The following is a 17454-nucleotide window of genomic DNA, read 5'->3' on the forward strand; positions in this document are numbered from 1 at the left end:
GTGAAACCAGCCCTGCGATTATTAATCATTAATTATTAATTAGTACTGCTGCCGCAGCAGGCGTACCGAATCACGGCGCTTATAAACAATAAAGAGATTACCGAACTGATTGTCCCCAATAGAATCCGGCAGCGGCTTAGCTTTCAGCGTATGCAGCATTGGTATGAGGGTATTGCTGTGGCCTACGATCAGTACACGCTTGCCCCAGTCCTGGTGGCGGGTGATCTCGTAAATAAGCGATTCCCCGGAGCTATCCGGTTTGTAGAACACCGTATCCAGGTGCAGCTGCGTTACCAGCGGGTCGGCGGTTTGTACCGTTCTTTTATAGGGCGTAAAGTAGATCTTCTGTAAACCGGAATCTTTTAAAAGTTCCAGGAGTTTCCGGGCCCGCTCCTCCCCTTCCGGTGTAAGGGTGGAATCCACCCCCGGATTTTTTTCAGCATGCCGTACCAGGAAAAAAGTACCGGTTAAAAAGGTGCTATCCTCTGTAACGGGCTCAGGCTGCTTTACAGGAGCGGTTTGGCAGGCTACTGCCAGCAGGAACAGTAAACATAGATGGTATCTCATCCGGCAATTAGTTTATAAATTACCCGGCACATAACCGCAGGTCAGGTACCGGTCTCATAGGATTATGTTTCCCCTTTTTATACTTTTAGCAAAATAAAACTCTGCTATGAGAAAATGGATGATCCCGGCCATTATTTTATTGAGCTTTGAAAATACCTATGCACAACAGGCGCCCGCCCTAACCGTGAATATGATCATGTGCGACCCGAAATGGATAGGTACCTCCCCTGATAATGTGTTCTGGGGCGCTGATAATAAAACCATCTTTTTTACCTGGAACCCGGAAAAAGCGCTGTCAGATTCCCTGTACATGGCTACGGTAGATAATACTACCCCTCTGAAAGCTCCTGCCCGTAACAGGGCCTTGCTGCTGGCACAATCCGCCGGCACCTATAACCGGGACAGGTCTTTAATGGTGTACAGCTATAACGGCGACATTTACCTGCTGGAAGTAAGAACCGGCAACATACGCCGTATTACCAGCACCAATGTATATGAAAGCAACCCGCTGTTCAGCTTTGCAGAAAAGAAGATCGTGTACCAGCAGGAGCAAAATCTGTTTGCCTGGGATCTCAGCAGCGGCGTAACAGAACAGCTCACCAGCTTCCAGAAAGGCAGCGCTCCTTCTGAAAGCCCCGCTGACCTCAACGACCAGGAAAAATACCTGCATAACCAGCAGCTGGAGCTGATGCAGGTGCTGAAAGATGCCAAAGTAAAAAAAGACAGCGCCAAACTATTCCGCAAAGCACAGGAGCCGGAAAAGCTGCGCACTATTTATACGGCCGATAAGAACCATGAAAATACCATCATTAGCCCCGACGGACGTTTTATTACTTACCGCCTGTACCGCGGGCCCACCGGAGTGCATACCACCATTGTGCCCAGTTATGTAACAGAAAGCGGGTTTACAGAAGATATCTCCGGCCGCACCAAAGTAGGTGCCGCACAGGGCGCCTTTGAAAGTTTTGTATACGACCGGCAGCGGGATACCGTTATTGCCATCCGCACCAATCATATACCCGGCATTACCGACCAGCCGGATTACCTGAAAGATTATACGAAAAAGAAGGATACCATTAAAACGCCCAAACCCAGGCCGGTAGTGATCCATGGCCCTTACTGGTCTGAGAATGGCACCCATGCCATAGTTGACATCCGTTCAGAAGACAATAAAGACCGCTGGATCATGCTGCTGGATGCCCTTACCGGGCAGCTAAAACTGCTGAACCGCCAGCGTGATGAAGCCTGGATAGCTGGCCCCGGCATAGGCTGGGCAGGCCGCTCCAACCTGGGTTGGATAGATGAGAACACCTGCTGGTACCAGTCAGAGGCCAGCGGCTATTCTCATTTATACACCACCAATGTAAGCACCCTGCAAACCAAAGCCATTACCAGCGGTAAGTATGAAGTGCAGGATGTGCAGTTGTCGCAGGATAAGCAGCACTTTTACATTGTAACCAATGAAGTGCATCCCGGTGAAAAACAGCTGTACCGCATTAACATCAATGGCAGCAATAAAGAGCAGCTTACCCATAATAAAGGGGCACATGAAATGTTCCTGTCGCCGGATGAACAGTGGATTGCTTACCGTTATTCCTATACTACCAAACCCTGGGAACTGTACGTAGTGGCTAACAAAAGCGGTGCGCAGCCTGTGCAGGTAACCAACCAGGCACAATCTGCTGAATTCCGTGCTTACCCCTGGCGCGATGCGGAAGTAGTGACCTTCACTGCCCGCGATGGGGCTACCGTGTATGCCCGCCTCTATACACCTGCTGCCGGTAAAAAGAATGGCGCTGCCGTAATATTTGTACATGGCGCAGGCTACCTGCAAAATGCGCATAAATGGTGGAGCCAGTATTTTAGGGAATACATGTTCCATAACCTGCTGGCCGATAAAGGTTATACCGTGCTGGATATTGACTACCGCGGCAGCGCCGGTTACGGGCGCAACTGGCGCACCGGCATTTACCGTTATATGGGCGGCAAAGACCTGGACGACCAGGTAGATGGCGCTCAATACCTGGTTAGCCAACAGGGCATTGATAAAAAACGTATAGGCATGTACGGTGGCAGCTACGGTGGTTTCATGACATTGATGGCCCTGTTCACCACGCCGGATGTATTTGCCGCCGGCGCTGCCCTGCGCTCTGTTACAGACTGGGCGCATTATAACCACGGTTATACCAGCAACATTTTAAATGAGCCTTTTACAGATAGTATTGCTTACCGCCGCTCCTCTCCCATTTATTTTGCAAACGGGTTAAAAGGCCGCCTGCTGATGTGTCATGGTATGGTAGATGAGAATGTGCATTTCCAGGATATTGTACGGCTGTCGCAACGCCTTATTGAGCTGGGTAAAGACAACTGGGAGCTGGCCGTATTCCCGGTAGAAGATCATGGTTTCACCACCCCCAGCAGCTGGACGGATGAGTATAAGCGGATCTTGAAGTTGTTTGATGAAACTTTGTTACGCTGAAAGCGCAAAGCAGAAAGCATAAAGCTCAATGCGTAGTACGCCCTCATTTGTAGTACGTGTTAAGCAGGTTATGGTTTGCATTTCCTCTACGGCATTTTGCGTACTACATCCCAGGTGTAGTACTAGCTTTCTGCTTTATCCTTTATGCTTTATGCTCATTTGCGTACTACCCCTCATATGTAGTACTAAGCTTTCTGCTTTATCCTTTATGCTCCACACGCATATATCGCATTTTGCGTACCACACCTCATGTGCAGTACTAAGCTTTCTGCTTTATCCTTTCTGCTTTCTGCTTTTTGCTCCTAATTCACAATTATTACGGATATTGTGTGCTAAAATTTAGCAAAAATGTGTGGAATTGTAGCTTATATAGGCAACCGGGAGGCCTACCCCGTTGTATTAAAGGGCCTCAAAAGACTGGAGTACCGCGGGTACGACAGCGCCGGTGTAGCCATTATCAACCACGGATTACACGTTTATAAGAAAATGGGTAAAGTAGCCGGCCTGGAAGATTTCCTGACCGGTAAGAACATGCAAAGCACCATTGCCATTGGCCATACCCGCTGGGCCACACACGGGGAGCCCTGCGACCGCAACTCCCACCCCCATACCTCCGGCGATGGTAAGCTGGCAATGATCCACAACGGTATTATTGAAAACTATGCACAGCTGAAACAGGAGCTGATCAAAAAAGGGCACGTTTTCCAGAGCGATACCGATACCGAAGTGCTCATTCATTTTATAGAAGAGATCCGCAACAGCAACCAGTGCTCAGTAGAAGAGGCCCTGCGCATTGCATTAAAAAGAGTGGTAGGCGCCTACGTGATCGTAATTGTGGATGAAGATAACCCGGATACCCTGATAGCCGCCCGCAAAGGCAGCCCACTGGTAATAGGCGTAGGCAAGGGAGAACACTTTTTAGCCTCCGACGCCTCCCCTATTGTGGAATATACCAAAGAAGTAGTGTATGTAAATGACTATGAGATCGCCATTGTAAAAGCCGATGAGCTGATCCTGAAAAACATCACCAACGAACGGCAAACACCTTACATACAAAAGTTGGATATTGAGCTCACCGCTATTGAAAAAGGCGGTTACGATCATTTTATGCTCAAAGAGATCTTTGAGCAGCCGCAAACTATTTTCGACAGCCTGCGAGGCCGTCTGGACGCCAAGAACGGACAGCTGACCTTAGGCGGCATCCGCGATGAATATGCCGATCTGCTGAAAAATGCCAACCGCATCATCATCGTGGCCTGCGGAACTTCCTGGCATGCCGGCCTCATAGCAGAATACATGATAGAAGAGCTGTGCCGCACTCCGGTAGAAGTAGAATATGCATCGGAGTTCCGCTACCGCAATCCGGTAGTAGGTAAAGGGGATGTGATCATTGCAGTATCACAGTCCGGGGAAACGGCCGATACCCTGGTAGCCATTGAAAGCGCTAAACAGCAGGGCGCCATTATCCTGGGTGTATGTAATGTGGTAGGTTCTTCCATTGCACGCCTTTCTCACGCCGGCGCCTATACGCATGCCGGTCCGGAAATAGGGGTAGCCAGCACCAAAGCCTTTACCGCACAGCTGGTGGTATTGTGTTTAATAGGTTTGAAAGTAGCCAAAGAAAAAGGTACCATTACCCAGCAACGTTTTCAGCATTTGCTGGATGAGCTGCAGGATATTCCCGAAAAAGTAGCCACTGCTTTAAAGCTCAATGAAGCCGTAAAAGCAGTAGCCGCCAAATACAAAGATGCGCGCGATTTCCTGTACCTGGGCCGTGGATACAATTTCCCCGTAGCGCTGGAAGGTGCGCTGAAGCTGAAGGAGATCTCTTACATACATGCGGAAGGTTACCCTGCTGCAGAAATGAAACACGGTCCTATCGCGCTGGTAGATGAAAACCTGCCTGTGGTATTTGTAGCTACCCGCGATAGCTATTATGAAAAAATAGTTTCCAACATACAGGAGATCAAAGCCCGCAAAGGCAAGGTGATAGCCATTGTTACAGAAGGCGATACTACGATTAGCGAGCTGGCCGATGATGTGATAGAAGTGCCGGCAGCAGATGAGCTGGTGGCGCCGGTAATTTCCACGATCCCCTTACAATTGCTGGCCTACCATATAGGCGTACTGAAAGGATATGATGTAGATAAGCCACGGAACTTAGCCAAGTCTGTAACCGTTGAGTAAATGGATGTTACTTCCTGCTTATTCATTCCAAAAAAATTCCATGAACCACATTCAGAAAAAACCACTAAGCCAGCTGGGGTACCAATTTGTAGATGAAACCTCCCTACCCAAAGGCAAAGATGAATACTACCTGCGTAATGAGCAATGGGGCAAACGTAACGGATACCGCAAGCTGAACGCACTTGAAATAGAAACCCTTGTACAGAACGATAATACCTCTGACGACTGGAACCAGATCTTTGTAGCCAACGAATTTGATGCCCGGCTGGTAAAGCATTGCCACTTTTTTGGCATGGTACGCATTGGCAAGCTGGAGCCTTATTTCCTGGAATTTCATAACCTGCGTTTGCCGGTAGGCTTATATAACAGTACCATTTGCGCCTGCGATTTTGGCGATAACGTGGTAGTGCATAATGTGAATTTCCTCTCGCATTACATCATCGGTAATGAAGTGATCATTGCCAATGTAAATGAAATGGCCACTACCGATCATTCCAAGTTCGGGAACGGCATTATAAAGGAAGGCGAGCCGGAAAATGTGCGCATATGGCTGGAGCTGTGTAATGAGAACGGCGGCCGCAGCGTAATGCCCTTTGATGGCATGCTGCCCGGCGATGCCTACCTGTGGACCCGCAACCGCGATGACGAAGCCCTGCAAGCAAAGTTCAAAGCATTCACTGAAAAACAGTTTGATAAAAAACGGGGCTACTACGGTTTGGTAGGCGACCGCAGCGTGATCAAAAATTGTAAGATCATTAAAGATGTAACTATTGGCAGCGATGCTTACCTCAAAGGCGCTAACAAATTAAAGAACCTCACCATTAACAGCCGGGCCGGTGCAGCTTCGCAAATAGGCGAAGGCTGCGAGCTGGTGAACGGTATCATTGGTTACGGCTGCCGTGTGTTTTACGGCGTAAAGGCCGTACGTTTTGTAATGGCCTCCCACTCACAGCTGAAGTATGGCGCCCGTTTGATCAACTCTTACCTGGGCAATAACGCTACTATTTCCTGCTGCGAAGTATTGAACTCGCTTATTTTTCCGGCGCATGAGCAGCACCATAACAACTCCTTTTTGTGTGCAGCCCTTATCATGGGGCAAAGTAATATGGCTGCCGGCGCCACCATTGGCTCTAACCACAATTCACGCGGCGCAGATGGTGAGATCATTGCCGGGCGCGGGTTCTGGCCAGGCCTGTGCGTAAGCCTGAAACATAATTCCAAGTTTGCCAGCTTTGCATTAATTGCCAAAGGCACTTACATGCAGGAGCTGCACATTCCCATTCCCTTTAGCCTGATCCTGAACAGCGAGCATGATAATACGCTGAAAATAATGCCCGGTTACTGGTTCCTGCATAATATGTATGCGCTGGCCCGTAACTCCTGGAAATATGTGGACCGCGACAAACGTACCGACAAAACCCAGCTCATAGAATATGATTACCTGGCGCCGGATAGTGTAGAAGAAATACTGACCTCCCTGCCCATTATGGAAATGGCTACAGCACAGGCCTGGTATGCCGCGCAAGGACAAACAACAGAACAGCTCAGCGAAAATGAGCTGCTGCAAAAAGGTAAAGAGCTGCTGTTGCAACAGCCGGAAGAAGTAGCCAGGCTCACCATACTGGTACACGGAATGGAGAACAGCCAGCGCAAAGCACAGCTGCTGAAAGTACACAAGGCCTATCCCCTGTTCCGCGCACTGGTAGTGTTATACGGCATCAGGAATATACTGGCGCAGGGCATAGATTCTTTTGCCGCACTGCAATCACTTGCCAAAACTGCCAAACGCGGTCCCTGGATCAATGTTGGCGGACAGCTGATGAAAGCCTCCACGGTAGACGATCTGAAAACAAAGATCAAAAAAGGGAAGATCAGCAGCTGGGCACAGCTGCATGAAACCTATGAACAGCTGGGACAACAATATGCACAGGAAAAACTGGAGCATGCAGTAGCCAGCCTCTTATACGTACAGGGCCTCAACGCCAGAACATTTACCGCTGAACGTTTTCAGCAAAACCTGGAACAATCCGTTACCACCATGAGCTGGATCACAGAAGGTATTTACCGCTCCCGTGAAAAAGATTACCAGAACCCCTACCGCAGCATGACCTACGAAAACAAAGCCGACATGGAAGCCGTAGTAGGCAAGCTGGAAGACAATAGCTTTATACAACAAACCATCACGGAGTTAAAGCAGTACAAGAAACAAGTGAAAGCGCTGGCAACGAAGTTGTAATTACGAATTAATAGAACGTGTACATATGCATAGCGCAGGAAGGAGCTATTAACCTTTCATCAATAACACCTCCCTGCGCTCTCTTTTTAATTTTTACTTTTTGCTTTTTTACTTTTTACTTATCCTCCTCAGCGCCTCTCTCCCGCCCTGGTTATCAGGGTTCATGGCAATTGATTTTTTATACATGGTAATGGCCGACTGCTCTTTACCATTCAGCAACAAGGCTTCTGCAAAACTATCATACGCATTCCAGCTGTTGGGAAATAACACAGTGTTCAGCTGCAAGGCGTCCAGCCCCTCTTCCAGGTAGCCATCAAAAAGCAGCTGCAGTCCGCAGATATTCAGGGCCTGCTCATCCAGGAAATAATGTACAGTATCTGCCTGCAGCGTATTAAAAAGTGCGGAAGCAGCTGCCGGCCCCTGTTCATACAACTTGCGTGCATAGATATGCGCCAGCGATCTTTTGCCAACAAACACCGGCTGATCATTCAGCATACACAGCGCATTAATGCCAGCTGTATGTAAGCCGCGGTGAGTAACATTATCCAGCGCAATCACTGTTTGGTGGCGGGTAATGTTCCTGATAAAAGCAGTTACTATGCCCGGTGCGCCGCCGGAATGCCATACCACTTTACCCATGGTGCTGTCGCACAGGATCATCCATCCTAAGCCGTAATAAGAGCGGCCATTGGCCCAGCCGGTAGTAGCCAGTGTGCCATTGGTTAATTTTACCGGGGTAAACGCTTCTTCCAGGGTAGCCGGCTGCAGCAGCGTTCCGTTGTATAAAGCTTCATCAAACTGTAACAGATCGCCGGTGGTGCTTACTACATGGCCGGGGCCTACAATGTTGCCCAGTATAAGCGTGGGGATCTTATTTCTCTGAAAGCTGTATACCTGCTTCAGTTTGCCGGGGGCGTACTCCTGGAAATCATAGTTCCTGGTACGGTTCTTATTATTCAGGAACATGAGCGATGTTTCTATGTACGTATACTTCATATGCGCCGGCTTAAAAACATACTGTTTCAGATAGTCCTGGAATTTTTCACCGCTTATCTTCTCAACGATCAATGCCAGCAATCCATAGCCGGTATTGGAATAGCTCCAGCTTTCACCAGGTTGGGAACGTAGTGGCTGCTTAGCTGCTTTGAGCGCAGGAATAATATCTTCATTGTTAAAAATGCGGGTAGTATCTTCCCGGTTCGGCTGTTCAAAGATCTGGTAATCGGGCAGGCCGGAGGTATGCGACAGCAAATGCCGGATGGTAATATTTTCGTAGGGGAAAGCGGGCAAATACTTTACCACGGCATCATCCAGCTGTAGCTGCCCTTTTTCTTTCAGCTGCAGCACGGCTACTGATGTAAATATTTTTGATACAGAGGCCAGCTGAAAAGCAGATACAGAGCAGTTCAGGGTCTTGTGCTCCAGGTCTGCATACCCGAAAGATCTTTCATAAACCACTTTACCTTTTTCCGCTACCAGCACATTGCCGGAAAATTCGTGCTCCTTGTATTGAGCGCTAAAGCTGCTGTCTATATGTTTAACAAGATCCTGTGCATGGGCGGTGTACACGAAAAGCACAAGGGCTATGAATAATAAATGCTTAAACCTTTTCATGATTATTTGAACATTGAATGGTGAATAATGTGATGCCAACAGGATTACCAACGGCATGCCGCTGTCAATATTCATTGATTATTAATCATTTATAGTATTGCATCATGTCCGCTTCCGGTACAGGCTTGTCCGTTTTTGATCATTTTAAAAGCAGAGAATGGCGTAGTAAGCTATGCAAACCTTACATTCGTAATTAGTAATTGAATAATCGTAATTAATTCTATGGAGGATAATAAATCACGCTGCGGCTGGTCCCTGAAAGATCAGCTTTACAAAGACTACCACGACAACGAATGGGGCATTCCCCTGCACGATGATACCCGCCTGTTTGAGATGCTGAACCTGGAAGGGGCGCAGGCCGGCCTAAGCTGGTATACGGTGCTCACTAAACGGGAAAATTACCGTAAAGCATTTGACAACTGGGATGCGCAAAAGATTGCGCGTTATACCGACAAAAAAGTAGAAAAACTATTACAGGATCCCGGCATTATCCGCAACCGGTTAAAGGTAGCCGCCACCATCGGCAATGCCAAAGCCTTTCTAGCTGTACAAAAAGAGTTCGGCAGCTTTGATAAATACATCTGGCAATTCGTAGATCACAAACCGGTTATCAATCACTTTAAAACATTGAGTGAAATACCGCCTAAATCGCCTATATCAGATGCTATGAGCAAAGACCTGCTGAAGCGGGGATTTAAATTTGTGGGCTCTACTATCTGTTACGCCTATATGCAGGCAACAGGTATGGTAAACGATCATTTAACCACCTGCTTTACACGCAGCAAAAAATAAAAAATGCGCAGCATAAACTGCTGCGCATTTAACCATAAAAAAGAACTATTCCCTACACCCTTTCTACTCTCACACGTGCAAGACCTCTTGTTAAAAAGCCTAATTCACGCGCGGCAGTTTGTGTAAGGTCAATGATGCGGGAATTAGTGGCATGCAGGCGGTCTGTGATCTTAACGATCACGGAGCGGCCGTTACTCAGGTTGGTTACTTTAACCAACGTACCTAATGGCAAGGTGTTATGGGCGGCGGTCATGCTGTCATTATCGAAAACTTCTCCATTGGCCGTTTTGCGGCCCTCGAACTTATCCGCATAATAACTGGCCGTACCCATGTCTGACTTTGACTTTTTCGCCACTACCACAGGTCGCTTTTTTTCCCGGCCCAGCCATAAAGGCGGGGTCAGTATGGCAATTACCACTAAAATTTTGAACCCTGTTTTAATGTGTTTCATCATACCCCTGCAAAGGCAAAAACCATGCTTGGAAAACAGGTATAAATTACCGCCATTTACAGTTTATTGGTTTCAAGCAAGTTAAATATGTAGGCTATTGTATAAGAATTTCGCTGAATGACGAATTGGCAATAAAACCGGGATCGGTGAGCGTATTCAGGAACATATACAGCTCCCGCTGCTCTTTGTCGGACAGGGGGATGCCATTTTTCACCAGGGGGTCTATAGTTGGGCTGGCATTGGGTTTTATGCCATGGGCATATTGGTTAAATACCTGGTAAATGTCGAAAAAGCGCCCATCATGCATGTAGGGCGAGCTTTTCAGGATATTGCGCAATGTAGGCACCTTAAACTTCAGGTAATCACCGGTGCTGCTGGTAATACGCATACGGCCTACATCATTTAAATTAGGCAGGTAAGGCAGGCCATTGTTGCGATAGCTGTAATCCGTAAAAAAAGGCTCCTTATGGCAGGCTGCACACTTTTGCTTAAAGATCACATACCCCTCCTGTTCTTCGGGCGTAAAAGCCACGCCAGGGGCCTTACGCATTACACTGTCATATTTGGACTGAAAGGAGATCATAGTGGCCAGGAACTGCGTAATAGCCCTGAATAAGCGCTGGCTGTTCACCTCCTCTGTACCATAAGCGGCCTTGAACATTTTACGGTAACCGGCATCGGCCTGCAGGCGTTTTACCAATACACCCAGGTCCATACCCATTTCATTTTCATCAGTAAGGGGTGTAAGCGGCTGTATTTCCAGGTTGTTCACGCCCCCATCCCACATAAAATTCTTTTGCCAGATCAGGTTGAACAAAGTAGGTACAGAGCGGGTGCCAATGCGCCCTTCTACCCCATGCGCCAGGGCATGATCAAAATGCCCGAAGGCTGCAAACTGCTGATGGCAAAACCCGCAGGAGATGCTGCTGTCGCGGGAAAGCCTGGGATCGTAAAACAGATGCCGGCCCAGCGCAATACCCTGTTTGGTAAGCGGGTTCTGTGAAAGATCATACACAGGGGCGGGCAAGCCCGGTGGAAGCTCCAGGTGGTAAGGTTCAGGAACCGCAATGGCGGCAGCTTTCCGGTTGTTAGCTTCGGAAGCAGCCAGCAAAAGCAGCAGGCAAAAAAATGTTATGAAATAAACAGCCTTCACTAATCCCTCTTTATACTGAACATGTGCTGGTAATTATCTGCAATGCGCATAGCCTGCGCGCCCGGCGTAGTGCAGGATGATACGTGCTGAAAGCTAACCGTATTCGGCTGGCCGAACCAGGTATAGGCATCGGCTACTATGGGCATTACCACCGGTTCTGCCTGCGGTAATGCAAATGGTTTGGCAAAAGTAAGCGTTACCCTGCGCAGCGTATTACGCGTGCCCTGGAAACCGCCAATATGAAATTCTATCAGCTTATTGGGTTGTTTGGATACCGGCGACAGCCCTTCCAGCTTGGCCATAATGTAACCGCTGTTCCAGGTCCAGAACATACCGTTCACAGGGTCTAAAGCGCCGGTTTGCGCACCGCTCATATTACGGATGCTATCTACCCCTATCAAAAAAGAAATGCTGCTGTAAATGCCTTCCGGTATAGGTGGCAGCGTAATGGTCTTGGAAGCCGTATCGCTTTCATTTACCAGGAAATAGGCCGGTGGCAGGCTTACCTCCTGCCCGTTGCTGCTGGTGAGCGAAAAGTTACTCACGTAATATTTGAACATAGTAATGTTAAAAGAATCACCTACCGCATTCGTATAAATGCCCGTTTGCAGCGCCATGGGTTTCCCATTCACTACATGGGTGAACTGCAGTTGCATAGGACCGCTATGAAAGGTATTGGCTCCGCTGAAAAGAAGCAGGCAAAGGCAGGCAGCAGGCAGGTATAAATGAAAGTTCCGCAAATTCATCGTATGTTTTACTACAGTAAATTACAATGAATTTGCGGAACCGGGAAAAATGATGTGTTAAGCTCTCTTGTATCCTTTCCAGCCGTAATAGAACACTACGGCAAAACATACCAGCGGCACAGCATAGGATATGGCGATGGATTGGCTTTCCACTACCACCCCCATCACATATGGCATAAGCGCCCCGCCCACAATAGACATGATGACGAACGCGCCACCCTTTTTGGTATGTACGCCCAGGTCCTTTACGCCTAATGCAAAAATGGTTGGGAACATAATAGACATGAAGAAGAAAACGGCCATTAACGCATATACGGAAAGCGCCCCTTTACCCATCATCACTAATAAACACAATGCAATGTTGATAAGCGCATACAGGGATAACAGTTTGTTGGGCGCCATTTTTTTCATAATAGCAGTGCCTATAAAACGGCCTCCGGTAAATAATCCCAGGCTAATAGCCAGTAAAAGGGCCGCCTGGCCATTACTGGTACCGGCCCAATATTGGGTAACATAATTGATGAAAAGCGCACCCACACCTACCTGTGCGGCTACATAAAAGAACTGTGCAATTACCCCCCATACAAAATGGCGGTGTGCAAACAGCGGTTTTGCTGTTTGTATATTATCTGCACCTTCTTCCGTGCTGGCTTCTTTTATTTCAGGCAATGGCGTTCTGTAAAAGATAAAAGCAATAACCAGCACTACCACCCCTATTACCACGTAGGTGATCTGTACAGAATCCAGGTTATTGATCACACCCGCGCTGCCTTCCCCATCGCTGAAAAATAATGCCTTACCTATCATAGGCCCCACAAAAGACCCCAGCCCGTTGAAACATTGCGACAGGTTCAAACGGAACTCCGATGTTTCCGGGCTGCCCAGTACTGTTACATATGGGTTGGCCGCTGTTTCCAGGAAAGTAAGCCCACTGGCTAATATGAACAGTGATAACAGGAAGGAGTTAAAGTTTGCATAATGTGCAGAAGGATAAAATAAAAAGGCGCCGGCAGTATACAACAGCAATCCGAAGATGATGCCTTTCTTGTAACCATATTTACCCATAAACAAACCTGCCGGTAAAGCCATCAGGAAGTAGGCGCCAAAATAGGCAAACTGCAATAGGGTAGATCGCTTAACCGTAATATTCAATACCTCCTGGAAATGTTTGTTCAGCACATCCAGCAGGCCGTAAGCGAGTCCCCACAGGAAGAACAGGCTGGTAACCAGTATGAACGGGAATAAGTAGCTTTTCTTACTGTCTGTAACCGCAGTTACAGAGCTCGTGGAAACAGTGGCTCCAGCCATAGGGAAAATGATTTAGTAATAGTTAAATATAAGCTTTTAGCTCTTAGCCTTTAGCTTTTAGCCAGCTAACAGCTGCATTAGATCGATCTGTCCAGGTGTGTGTATCCGCCATCTACATAAATGATCTGGCCTGTGGTGTGTGATGATTGTGGTGACAACAGGAATACCGTCATACCGGCAATTTCTTCAGAGGTGGTCATACGCTGTTCCAAAGGAATTTTAGCAACAATAGAGGCCAGCTTTTCCTTAGGATTGGGTAAAGAGCTGATCCAGGTTTCATACAGCGGGGTCCATACTTCTGCGGGTATTACGGTATTTACACGAATGGAAAATGGCAGCAGCTCTACCGCCCACTCCCTTGTTAAGGCGTTAATAGCGCCTTTGGAAGCAGCGTAGCCGGAAGTATTACCCTGCCCGGTGGTAGCTACTTTAGAGCCAATATTCACTATGCTGCCCTTGTTCTGTTTCAGGTAAGGCAATGCATAATGCGCCAGGTTATAGTAGTGCGATACATTTTTTTGCAGTGATGCCATGAACTTTTCCGGGTTACCGCTTTCCAGTCCTACGCCGTCATTTACACCGGCATTGTTCACCAGGGCGTGCAGAGTACCAAATTCTTTAACAGTGGCATCAATCACTTTTTTGCAGGCAGCGGGGTCGCCCAGCTCTGCTTCAATGCCAAAAGCCTTACCACCGGCCGCTTTGATGGCAGCTATTGTTTTTTCATTATCTACCGCGCTGCGGCCGGCAATTACGGCAATAGCGCCTTCTGCTGCTACCAGCTTGGAAATAGCTTCTCCAATACCTTTGGCGCCGCCGGTTACAATGATCACTTTATCTTTTAATCCCAGATCCATAAGTTGTTATTTGAAAACGTTTTCAATAATAATAAATGAATGTATTGTTAAACCAGGTCGTAGAACGCAGCGGCATTACCACCCATAATGGCGGCCTGCTCTGTTTTGCTTAACCTGCTGATGTAGTCCGTTACCAGGCCTTTTACCTCTGCATACTGCCCTGCCACTAAACATACCGGCCAGTCGGATCCATACATCAGGCGCTGGGGGCCATAGGCTTCCAGCACTACATCCAGGTAAGGTTTAAACGTGTCGGCAGTCCAGTTTTGCCAGTCAGCTTCCGTTACCAGCCCGCTGATCTTACAATATACGTTGGAGGATGCTGCAATGGTGCGCATGCTTTCTTCCCATACAGCTATATCGCCCGTTTTGCAATAAGGCTTGGCCATATGATCTATGACCAGCTTTTGCTGCGGGAACAGCTGCACGAATTTTTCTACTGCAGGTAACTGTATGGGATATACGAGAATATCGTACGTAAAATTATAAGGCTGTAATGCGCGGATGCCTTTACAAAACCCCTCCTTTAACAAAAAGGCCGGATCAGGCTCTCCCTGTACAATATGGCGGAAACCTTTCAGCGTTTTGAATTGTGTATAGTGCTGCAGGCGTTCTTCCAGGTTCTCTGCACGCAGGTCTACCCAGCCTACCACGCCTTTCACAAAAGGGTGCGCAGCGGCCAGGTCCAGCAGGAATTGTGTTTCCTCTTCCGACTGATCGGCCTGTACGGCCACACAGGCATCCACACCGTTCTGTTGTAATACAGGCAGCAGGTTATGCGGCAAAAAATCATCCTGTATCACTTTCATATCGTCCGTGATCCAGGCATCTTTCACCGGGTGGTATTTCCAGAAATGTTGATGGGAATCGATGATCATAATTGGAATTTTAGCAGAGAGCGCAAAGCATAAAGCAAAAAGCGATCTGCATTAAGTTTTCTGCTTTCTGCTTTCAGCTTTACGCATTTAAAGAAAATATCTTATCCATCACTATCCACTTCTCTCCGGGTTTTGCAATGGGCAATGCCTGCTGGTATTTCCACATGAGCGCTTCCCATTCCTGTACCTTAGGATTGGCGGCATCTGCAGCCGCTTTCTTTTCAGCGGAGAAGGTATCATTCACTTCCATGATCATGAACAAACGGTTCATAACCCGGTAGATCTCCATGTTTTCAATACCGCTGCCGCTAATGCTTTGCCTGATCTCCGGCCATACTTCCTGGTGATATTTTTCATACTCCGCTATCAGCTGCGGATCATTCTTAAGGTCCAGTGCCAGGCAATATCTTTTCATAACTATCTGCATTAACACATTGAGTGGAATAATTATTATTTCCAGGCAAAGGCCGTTTGTTTGGAGGTACCCAAACCATCAATGCCCAGCTCTATTACATCGCCTTCTTTTATATATACCTGCGGGTTCATTCCCAGGCCTACGCCTGCGGGTGTACCGGTAGAGATCACATCACCCGGCAACAGGCTCATAAACTGGCTCAGGTAAGACACCAGGAAAGGCACGCTGAATATCAGGTTGGCAGTAGTGCCATTCTGCACCTTTTTACCGTTCAGGCTTAACCAGATGCCCAGGTTATTTACATCCTTAACTTCATCTTTGGTAACCAGCCAGGGGCCCAGCGGCGCAAAGGTATCGGCACTTTTGCCTTTTACCCACTGCCCGTTACGTTCCAGCTGGAACTCGCGCTCACTATAATCATTATGCAGCGCATAACCGGCTACATAATCCATTGCATCCTTTTCTTCCACATAAGTGGCTTTTTTGTCGATCACTACGGCCAGCTCCACTTCCCAATCTGTTTTTTTACTGTTCTTGGGAATGATCAGGTTATCGTTGGGGCCTACCAGTGAGGAGGTACTTTTGAAGAACACGATCGGTTCCGTGGGGATCTGCATATTGCTTTCCTTCGCATGATCCGCATAGTTCAGGCCAATGCAAATGATCTTGGAAGGACGCTGTATGGGCGCTCCCAGGCGTGTATTATCCGGTATGCGGGGCGCTGTACCAGCATTGGCAGCCCACCATTGTGCCAGGCGTTCCAGCCCGTTGGTCGCAAAAAATTTCTCGCCGTAATCTTCTCCGAAAGCGCTTACATCAAAGCTGCCATCTGCTGTAACTACACCTGGTTTCTCCTCACCCGGTTGTCCGAATCGTATCAGTTTCATTTGTAAATATTTTCCTGTTAAATATGCTGAATGCTTAGGGTTGAATGCTGAACGCTCAATGCAGCGTAGGGTAGCTATTTTGCGTTAAGCATTCAGCGTTTAGCATTAAGCGTCACTGCACTCTTCCCAGCTCCTTCAATATCAGCTTCGCGTTCTCCACCTTTATATCCAGCACCGGATCAAATCCATCATCACGCTGCAAACCAAATATGCAATGGTCGGGGTCTTCCGTGGGTTGTATCTTAGGTGCATAACCACCCGGCACCTGCAGCGTTTTCCTTTCATTTAAACCGCCAAACTCTGTGTACAGCTGTACAGAATCTTTACTGGCAGCCGGCTCCAGCCGCACAATAAAATCAGCAATGATCTTACCGGAGGTTACATTCTTTTTGTAATGATCTGTTAGTTTTGATTTATTGGTAGCCTTGCCTAAGCCCAGCTCACCTTCTGCATAATGCCATACAGCTTCCGGCGGCGTACCTACCTGGAAAATTTTCAGCCCGCCGTCTTCGCCCTGGCTGGCATGGTAGTAACGGGTGCCGCGGTTATTTTTTAATACACCGATGTAGCAGCTGGTAGGCTGGTCCCATACGGTGCGGTATAGGTCTTCTGAATCCATGTCCTGCGCCAGCGGCAGCTCAAAAGATTTGTCTATTGTTTTATCGGCAATGGCAAAATGGATCTTTACTTTCGGCGTATCTGTATCCTGTTCAAAAGATACCTGTACGGTGCCGGCAGGTTTTGCCGGTGTAAAAGCTGTAGCGGTGCTATCCTGGCTGTTGCCGGATTGTGTGCCGGCGCCACCGCAGGCCCACAGGCTGGTGGAAAGCGCCGTTATTAAAATTACTTTGCTGAAATGTTGCATACTGTGATTGATATATCCT

15 protein-coding genes are annotated in these 17454 nt (G+C 47.9%); 4 read left to right on the plus strand and 11 right to left on the minus strand.

Annotation, left to right across the window (positions count from 1 at the left end; genetic code table 11):
- Positions 1-39 precede the first annotated feature (39 nt).
- Entirely contained in the window at positions 40-567 is a 528-nt protein-coding gene (locus tag BMZ54_RS15870; RefSeq protein WP_089913535.1) for a histidine phosphatase family protein, read from the minus strand.
- Between the two features lie 106 nt (positions 568-673).
- Between BMZ54_RS15870 and BMZ54_RS15875 the strand changes: the two genes are divergently transcribed.
- From BMZ54_RS15875 to BMZ54_RS15885, 3 genes are all read left to right on the plus strand, one after another.
- The gene (locus tag BMZ54_RS15875; RefSeq protein WP_089913538.1) at positions 674-3046 is read left to right on the plus strand and encodes a S9 family peptidase; all 2373 of its coding nucleotides are present in this window, start codon (positions 674-676) and stop codon (positions 3044-3046) included.
- A gap of 348 nt (positions 3047-3394) precedes the next feature.
- Positions 3395-5233: a glutamine--fructose-6-phosphate transaminase (isomerizing) gene (gene glmS, locus BMZ54_RS15880; RefSeq protein WP_089913541.1), complete on the plus strand. Its 1839-nt coding sequence runs from the start codon at positions 3395-3397 to the stop codon at positions 5231-5233.
- A 40-nt stretch (positions 5234-5273) separates the two neighbouring features.
- Positions 5274-7469 (plus strand): DUF4954 family protein, encoded by a 2196-nt coding sequence (locus BMZ54_RS15885; protein ID WP_089914239.1) that lies wholly within the window; start codon positions 5274-5276, stop codon positions 7467-7469.
- Positions 7470-7577: 108 nt separating this feature from the next.
- Here the strand turns inward: BMZ54_RS15885 and BMZ54_RS15890 are convergent, their stop codons facing one another.
- Positions 7578-9083 (minus strand): serine hydrolase domain-containing protein, encoded by a 1506-nt coding sequence (locus BMZ54_RS15890; RefSeq protein ID WP_162277558.1) that lies wholly within the window; start codon positions 9081-9083, stop codon positions 7578-7580.
- A 222-nt stretch (positions 9084-9305) separates the two neighbouring features.
- Between BMZ54_RS15890 and BMZ54_RS15895 the strand changes: the two genes are divergently transcribed.
- Entirely contained in the window at positions 9306-9875 is a 570-nt protein-coding gene (locus BMZ54_RS15895; RefSeq protein ID WP_089913547.1) for a DNA-3-methyladenine glycosylase I, read from the plus strand.
- A 52-nt stretch (positions 9876-9927) separates the two neighbouring features.
- Here BMZ54_RS15895 and BMZ54_RS15900 read toward each other — a convergent pair whose 3' ends face one another.
- The 9 genes from BMZ54_RS15900 to BMZ54_RS15940 form a co-directional block, all read right to left on the minus strand.
- The gene (locus tag BMZ54_RS15900; RefSeq protein ID WP_089913550.1) at positions 9928-10329 is read right to left on the minus strand and encodes a septal ring lytic transglycosylase RlpA family protein; all 402 of its coding nucleotides are present in this window, start codon (positions 10327-10329) and stop codon (positions 9928-9930) included.
- A gap of 91 nt (positions 10330-10420) precedes the next feature.
- The gene (locus tag BMZ54_RS15905; protein WP_089913553.1) at positions 10421-11479 is read right to left on the minus strand and encodes a cytochrome-c peroxidase; all 1059 of its coding nucleotides are present in this window, start codon (positions 11477-11479) and stop codon (positions 10421-10423) included.
- On the minus strand, positions 11479-12219 hold the full coding sequence (locus BMZ54_RS15910) for an MbnP family protein (RefSeq protein WP_202909260.1): 741 nt from the start codon (positions 12217-12219) through the stop codon (positions 11479-11481). Before BMZ54_RS15910 ends, BMZ54_RS15905 begins: the two co-directional genes overlap by 1 nt.
- A 63-nt stretch (positions 12220-12282) precedes the next feature.
- Positions 12283-13533 (minus strand): L-fucose:H+ symporter permease, encoded by a 1251-nt coding sequence (gene fucP, locus BMZ54_RS15915; protein ID WP_089913558.1) that lies wholly within the window; start codon positions 13531-13533, stop codon positions 12283-12285.
- A gap of 77 nt (positions 13534-13610) precedes the next feature.
- Complete coding sequence (locus tag BMZ54_RS15920; protein ID WP_089913560.1) at positions 13611-14390, minus strand: L-fucose dehydrogenase; 780 nt, start codon at positions 14388-14390, stop codon at positions 13611-13613.
- Positions 14391-14437: 47 nt separating this feature from the next.
- Positions 14438-15268 carry an amidohydrolase family protein gene (locus BMZ54_RS15925; RefSeq protein WP_089913563.1) on the minus strand — a complete coding sequence of 277 codons (831 nt, stop codon included), beginning with the start codon at positions 15266-15268 and terminating at the stop codon, positions 14438-14440.
- Positions 15269-15347: 79 nt separating this feature from the next.
- The gene (locus BMZ54_RS15930) at positions 15348-15683 is read right to left on the minus strand and encodes an L-rhamnose mutarotase (RefSeq protein ID WP_089914242.1); all 336 of its coding nucleotides are present in this window, start codon (positions 15681-15683) and stop codon (positions 15348-15350) included.
- A gap of 35 nt (positions 15684-15718) precedes the next feature.
- The gene (locus tag BMZ54_RS15935; RefSeq protein ID WP_089913566.1) at positions 15719-16570 is read right to left on the minus strand and encodes a fumarylacetoacetate hydrolase family protein; all 852 of its coding nucleotides are present in this window, start codon (positions 16568-16570) and stop codon (positions 15719-15721) included.
- 112 nt (positions 16571-16682) lie between these two features.
- Positions 16683-17435 (minus strand): hypothetical protein, encoded by a 753-nt coding sequence (locus tag BMZ54_RS15940; RefSeq protein ID WP_089913569.1) that lies wholly within the window; start codon positions 17433-17435, stop codon positions 16683-16685.
- Positions 17436-17454: the final 19 nt, after the last annotated feature.

The organism is Chitinophaga rupis, assembly GCF_900109685.1.
GTDB lineage: Bacteria > Bacteroidota > Bacteroidia > Chitinophagales > Chitinophagaceae > Chitinophaga > Chitinophaga rupis.

Bases quoted from the DNA above. Each gene is read 5' to 3' on its own strand.
- BMZ54_RS15925 (WP_089913563.1), bottom strand. From the start codon at position 15,268: ATGATCATCGATTCCCATCAACATTTCTGGAAATACCACCCGGTGAAA.
- BMZ54_RS15870 (WP_089913535.1), bottom strand. From the start codon at position 567: ATGAGATACCATCTATGTTTACTGTTCCTGCTGGCAGTAGCCTGCCAA.
- BMZ54_RS15930 (WP_089914242.1), bottom strand. From the start codon at position 15,683: ATGAAAAGATATTGCCTGGCACTGGACCTTAAGAATGATCCGCAGCTG.
- glmS (WP_089913541.1), top strand. From the start codon at position 3,395: ATGTGTGGAATTGTAGCTTATATAGGCAACCGGGAGGCCTACCCCGTT.
- BMZ54_RS15900 (WP_089913550.1), bottom strand. From the start codon at position 10,329: ATGATGAAACACATTAAAACAGGGTTCAAAATTTTAGTGGTAATTGCC.
- BMZ54_RS15940 (WP_089913569.1), bottom strand. From the start codon at position 17,435: ATGCAACATTTCAGCAAAGTAATTTTAATAACGGCGCTTTCCACCAGC.
- BMZ54_RS15875 (WP_089913538.1), top strand. From the start codon at position 674: ATGAGAAAATGGATGATCCCGGCCATTATTTTATTGAGCTTTGAAAAT.
- BMZ54_RS15935 (WP_089913566.1), bottom strand. From the start codon at position 16,570: ATGAAACTGATACGATTCGGACAACCGGGTGAGGAGAAACCAGGTGTA.
- BMZ54_RS15890 (WP_162277558.1), bottom strand. From the start codon at position 9,083: ATGAAAAGGTTTAAGCATTTATTATTCATAGCCCTTGTGCTTTTCGTG.
- BMZ54_RS15895 (WP_089913547.1), top strand. From the start codon at position 9,306: ATGGAGGATAATAAATCACGCTGCGGCTGGTCCCTGAAAGATCAGCTT.
- BMZ54_RS15920 (WP_089913560.1), bottom strand. From the start codon at position 14,390: ATGGATCTGGGATTAAAAGATAAAGTGATCATTGTAACCGGCGGCGCC.
- fucP (WP_089913558.1), bottom strand. From the start codon at position 13,533: ATGGCTGGAGCCACTGTTTCCACGAGCTCTGTAACTGCGGTTACAGAC.
- BMZ54_RS15885 (WP_089914239.1), top strand. From the start codon at position 5,274: ATGAACCACATTCAGAAAAAACCACTAAGCCAGCTGGGGTACCAATTT.